Raw genomic sequence first — 4946 nt, forward strand, 5'->3', positions numbered from 1 at the left:
CGCGGCGGCGCAGGCCGCCGCTCATGCCGTCGGGGCGGCGGCCGGGACGGGCGTGGCCAGCAGCGGGCCGTGCTGGTGGGCGGGGGCCGGCCGGCGCGCCGGCGCCCCGGTCACCTGGGCCAGGAGATGGTCCACCGCGTCGAAATGCGCCTGCCATTGCGGGCTGCGCCACTGCTGCAGCCGGGCAAGCTGGGCGGCGCGCGCCGGGCTGCCGTCCCGCGCATAGTCCAGCACGGCGCGCTTCCAGCCCGGCCCGTCCATCGGGTCGAGGTAGTCGGGCACCGTGCCGCCGATCTCGCGGAAGGCCGGCAGGTCGCTGCAGATGGCCGGCACGCCGAGCGACAGCGCCTCGGCCAGCGGCAGGCCATAGCCTTCGGCGAAGCTGGGGAAGAGCAGGGCGCGGGCGCCGGCGAGCAGCGCCGCCACCTCGGTGTCCGAGGGCGTGCCGAGCTCATGCACCAGGCCGCGCAGCCAGGGGGACCGGTCGAGCAGGCTGAGGGCGCTGGCATTCTCCCAGCCGCGGCGGCCGCAGATCAGCAGCTTCGGGCCCTCCCGCCCCTCCATCGCCAGGTCGCGCCAGAGATGCAGCAGCAGGTGGTGGTTCTTCCGCGCCTCCACCGTGCCGAGGCAGAGGAAATAGGGTTCGGTCGGCAGCGGCGATGCCGGGCGGCGCATCGCGCGCGTGCCGAGCGGCGCGACGGCGATGGGCGGCAGCGGTCGGTCCTGCGGCACCAGGTGTTCCAGCAGCGCCGATTGCGTGGCGCGGGAGTTCACGATGATGCCGTCCGCCAGCATGGCGGTGGTGGCGAGGCGGGCGGCATGCCGGTTCACCTGCGGCGCCCGGGTGTATTCCGGATGCGTCAGCGGGATGACGTCGTGGATCAGCGGCACGAAGCGGGCGCCGGCGCGGCGCAGCGCGCGGATCGGCCCGCGCTGTTCCAGCGCGCGGTGCGAGACCAGCAGGAAGACCGCATGCGGCGCGGCGCGCACCCGGCGCTGCAACTCCCGCTTGCCGCGGCCATGCGCCAGCCCGGCCTGCAGGGCAAGCGCGATGCGCTGCGCCGCGCGCGGCGGCACGCCGGCGGCGCCATGTTCCCACACCGCTTCCAGCGCATCGAGCAGCGCCGCCACCCGGTCCCGCGGCAGCGCGGCGAACCAGCCCCAGACGCTTTGCGCGACGAAGGTGGCGTCGCTGGCGGGGCGGTCGAGCCAGCGCCTGGCATAGGCCATTTCGACGCGGTCGATTCCGGTGGGGGCAAGGCGATGGACGCAGGAGAGAAGGCGCGAAACGTCGAGAATGACGTGCACATGACCCTCAAATGCTGCGCCACCGGGCGATGAACGATCCGCGCGCCCCAGGGGCCGGCCGGCGGACACCACCGGTTCCGTCGCGCACGAACCTTCGAAGCGGCTCAGCAACATTTGTGGTCATCGGCTATTGCGGTGTCAACCATTAGGTAATGCGTACGGGGATTTTGCCGGATGGATCGCCAGTGGGTTGTGCTTTGACAGCCGGCGCCGCGGCGCCATCCTGCCGCCGTCAGGCAGTGGGGATGGCGGGCATGGCGGTGTGGAAGCGGGCGGCGCTGCCGGCGGCGTTCGGGGAGCGGCATGCGGCGACGCTGCCCGGCCTTCTCGGCATCGAGATGGTGGAGGTCGGCGCGGATTTCGCCCGCGCGACGATGCCGGTCGATGAGCGGCACATCCAGCCCGCCGGCATCCTGCATGGCGGCGCCAGCGTGGTGCTGGCCGAGACGCTGGGATCCTATTGCGGGGTGCTGGCGCTGGAGGAAGGCTGGACCGTGGTGGGGCTGGAGGTGAATGCCAACCACCTGGCGCCGGTCTTCAAGGGCGACCGGGTGGAGGCGGTCTGCCGGCCGCTGCAACTGGGCCGCAGCGTGCAGGTCTGGCAGATCGAGATCCGCCGCGGCGATGGCCGGCTGACCTGCGTCTCCCGCCTCACGACCGTGGTGCGGGAGACCCGCGGCGCCTGAGGCCCGGCGCCCCGGCGGGGCGGCAAGGGATGGCATGGGGCGTGCTGCTCCCGCTCCTCGACCGGCAGTTTTGCCGGCGCGCTCGATCAGGATGCGGCGGATTCCTTAACGGTCGGTTGCTGCTGCGGAACGGGCCACGCAACCCGCCCGCGCGGCGCCGAAGGGGTTGCACGCGGCGGGTCGAGCCGTTAGACAGCGCGGGCTTGCGGGCCGGTTCGCTGCCGTAGCTCAGTGGTAGAGCACTCCCTTGGTAAATTGTTGGACGCCTGCACCGAAATAGGTGTAAGTCCTTGATACCAAAAGAGATTCCTACCTACCCAGAGGTAGGTGAGCGCATAGCAGCCGACGTTCCGATTTACGACAGACTCACACTAACAGCAAGCTGTGCTGGCGAGCTGCCTTAACATGCGAATATTCCGGGAAAAAAATAAATATACGCTGCACCCATTCCAAAAAGGCCGAATCGAATAACCGCCAGTATCTGTCTTTGATGGCGGTCAGGGTACATTTGCTGAATACCGACGTACTCTCTACCGTTTGTCAAATGCCAGCCGAGTCCTGTGATGCAGAAAGCAAATAAATATAGTACTGGATACTGCGTTATATAGAGACCCGCCCATTTTAGTAAACCGGAATCTTGCTCTGCGTGTAGTGGCATCGTTATTACGAGAGCAAGCATTCCGAACCAAGTAAAGCTACCTGCTGTTCTCACAAGATAGAACTCAAATGGTGCGTTTTGCGCTGGACTATGAAAACAATTGAGCAAAAAACATAGAACGGAATGCAAAATATAGGAGCCAGTCGATGTTGTATAAATGATGCCTGAAAACACAGCCGCCATTAAGTTGAAACTGATGAAATCCCAATAATCCACAATAAAAAGATAGCAATAATAGACGAAATAATCTTCAGAGCTCGCTAGAGATGTGCCTTTGAGGGCAAGATATTCTCTGATTGGCGCTGGATCTGTTCTGAAAAAAGGCCAAGTCGCCCAAACGTATAAAAAGGCAGGAATGCTTGGGATCGTGAAGCCAAGGCCTCGAAATATTTTTTTCGAGTCAGGAAAATTAGGATCAAAATCCAACGGACGCATCGTAAACGGTGCAACCGCAAGGATGATAAAAGCTCTAGCAATTTTGAAAAACTTGGTAATTTCTTCTTTGGCATCGTCCCAGGTCGGGAACAACATGCAGCTCTCCCAAGCCGGGAATACCTGTCCTAAGCCAGTCACAAAAAAATGGACCGAGCAAGCCATCCTGGCCGCGGACATACGTTAAGCCGAAGCTTAACTCCCATCATCATATTGGAGCAAAATGGTGCTGCCAGAGAGGATTGAACTCTCGACCTCTCCCTTCATCCCACTTCGGCTTTCGCCGCCGCCTTTCGGCGTTCGTGGTCTGGACTATCCCTTCACCATGGGCCGAAGCCTTTAGGTGCCACCCGTCTAGTCTCTACACCTTCCTTCTCAGGCTTGGCTCGGGATTACCAGCTAAGGCTTCCCCGACTTTGGGCGGTTAACATCCCAACGTTTCCGTTGAGCGAGGCAATGACTACCAAGGGAGTGCTCTACCACTGAGCTACGGCAGCAGTGGGGAGGGGTATGCCGCCAACGGCCATGCAAAGCAAGCCCCTGTTAGGCGAAACTGCGTCATCTTCGGGACCAAGGATCGCTACCTGTATGAGGCTCCTAGTCCGCTCATTCCAGGCCTACCGGACAGGTAGTCTACCAACTTGGTAAGGGAGAGGTCGAGAGTTCAATCCTCTCTGGCAGCACCATCCGGACCGGCCGTCATGCGCCGGCCAAGTCCGCCCCGCGCACCCAACCCAACCTATGCATCTCCCGCGGCGCCCGGGCCACGCATCGCCTGCGCAGCCCAGGCGCGACGCGTGCCGCGCCTGCCGCCAGGCATCGCCCATGCGGGGCCTCCCCGGCGCCGCCCCGCCCGCATCGCCGGGCCGGCGACGCGGGCGGGGCGGCCCGCCTCAGCCGCGGATGAAAGCCAGCAGGTCGGCGTTGATCCGCGCCGCCTCGGTCGTCGGCATGCCGTGCGGGAATCCCGGATAGGCCTGCAGCACCGCGCCCTTCACCAGCTTCGCCGACCGCGGCGCCGCATTGGCGAAGGGCACCACCTGGTCGTCCTCGCCATGCATCACCAGCGTCGGCACGGCGATGCGCCTGAGGTCCTCGGTGAAGTCGGTCTCCGAGAAGGCGGCGATCCCGTCGTGATGCGCCTTGACGCTGCCCATCATCCCCTGCCGCCACCAGTTGCGGCGGATGCCCTCCTTCACCTCGGCCCCGTCGCGGTTGAAGCCGTAGAAGGGCATGGTGAAATCGAGGAAGAACTGCGCCCGGTTGGTCGCCGTCTGCACCCGCAGCGCGTCGAAGACCGCCTTCGGCACGCCGTCCGGGTTGGTGTCGGTGCGCAGCATCAGCGGCGCGACGGCGCTGATCAGCACCGCCTTGGCGACCCGCCCCTGGCCGCGCTGCGCGACGTAGCGCGCCACCTCCCCGCCGCCGGTGGAATGGCCCACATGGATCGCGTCCCGCAGGTCCAGCGCCGCGGCCAGGGCGGCGACATCCGCCACGTAGTGGTCCATGTCGTGGCCGGTCGCGGTCTGCGAGGATCGGCCATGCCCGCGCCGGTCATGCGCGATGACGCGGTAGCCGCGCTCCAGGAAGAACATCATCTGCGCGTCCCAGTCATCCGCGCTGAGCGGCCAGCCATGGTGGAAGACGATCGGCTGGCCGGAGCCCCAGTCCTTGTAGAAGATCTCGGTCCCGTCGCTGACGGTGATGCTGGGCATGGATGTCGCTCCTCGGCGCGGCGTGATGGACGGCCGGGGCGACCCTAGGCGCCGCGGCGGGGCGCGGCTTGGACGGGCGTCGCGTCGTGCCGCCCGCCCGGCCCCCGCCGGCCTGGCCGTGGCGGCCCGCGGTCAGCGCCGGATGCC

The 4946-nt window shown here is 65.6% G+C and carries 4 protein-coding genes; 1 reads left to right on the top strand and 3 read right to left on the bottom strand.

The window, feature by feature from the left end; genetic code table 11:
- Window positions 1-21 precede the first annotated feature (21 nt).
- Window positions 22-1230, bottom strand: coding sequence for a glycosyltransferase family 4 protein (locus tag E2C05_RS28580; protein WP_240046929.1), 1209 nt, complete (start codon window positions 1228-1230; stop codon window positions 22-24).
- A 332-nt stretch (window positions 1231-1562) separates the two neighbouring features.
- On the opposite strand from E2C05_RS28580, the gene E2C05_RS28585 reads away from it, so the two are divergent.
- On the top strand, window positions 1563-1994 hold the full coding sequence (locus E2C05_RS28585; RefSeq protein ID WP_133223037.1) for a PaaI family thioesterase: 432 nt from the start codon (window positions 1563-1565) through the stop codon (window positions 1992-1994).
- A gap of 400 nt (window positions 1995-2394) precedes the next feature.
- On the opposite strand, the gene E2C05_RS28590 is transcribed toward E2C05_RS28585, so the two are convergent.
- Together E2C05_RS28590 and E2C05_RS28595 are read right to left on the bottom strand one after the other, a co-directional pair.
- Window positions 2395-3183: a hypothetical protein gene (locus tag E2C05_RS28590; protein ID WP_133223038.1), complete on the bottom strand. Its 789-nt coding sequence runs from the start codon at window positions 3181-3183 to the stop codon at window positions 2395-2397.
- Between the two features lie 794 nt (window positions 3184-3977).
- A complete protein-coding gene (locus E2C05_RS28595) occupies window positions 3978-4799 on the bottom strand; it encodes an alpha/beta fold hydrolase (RefSeq protein ID WP_133223039.1) in 822 nt (273 codons plus the stop codon).
- Between the last annotated feature and the right edge of the window lie 147 nt (window positions 4800-4946).

This window comes from Paracraurococcus ruber, assembly GCF_004353985.1.
GTDB classification, from domain to species: domain Bacteria; phylum Pseudomonadota; class Alphaproteobacteria; order Acetobacterales; family Acetobacteraceae; genus Paracraurococcus; species Paracraurococcus ruber.

Bases quoted from the DNA above. Each gene is read 5' to 3' on its own strand.
- E2C05_RS28580 (WP_240046929.1), bottom strand. From the start codon at position 1,230: ATGGCCTATGCCAGGCGCTGGCTCGACCGCCCCGCCAGCGACGCCACC.
- E2C05_RS28585 (WP_133223037.1), top strand. From the start codon at position 1,563: ATGGCGGTGTGGAAGCGGGCGGCGCTGCCGGCGGCGTTCGGGGAGCGG.
- E2C05_RS28590 (WP_133223038.1), bottom strand. From the start codon at position 3,183: ATGTTGTTCCCGACCTGGGACGATGCCAAAGAAGAAATTACCAAGTTT.
- E2C05_RS28595 (WP_133223039.1), bottom strand. From the start codon at position 4,799: ATGCCCAGCATCACCGTCAGCGACGGGACCGAGATCTTCTACAAGGAC.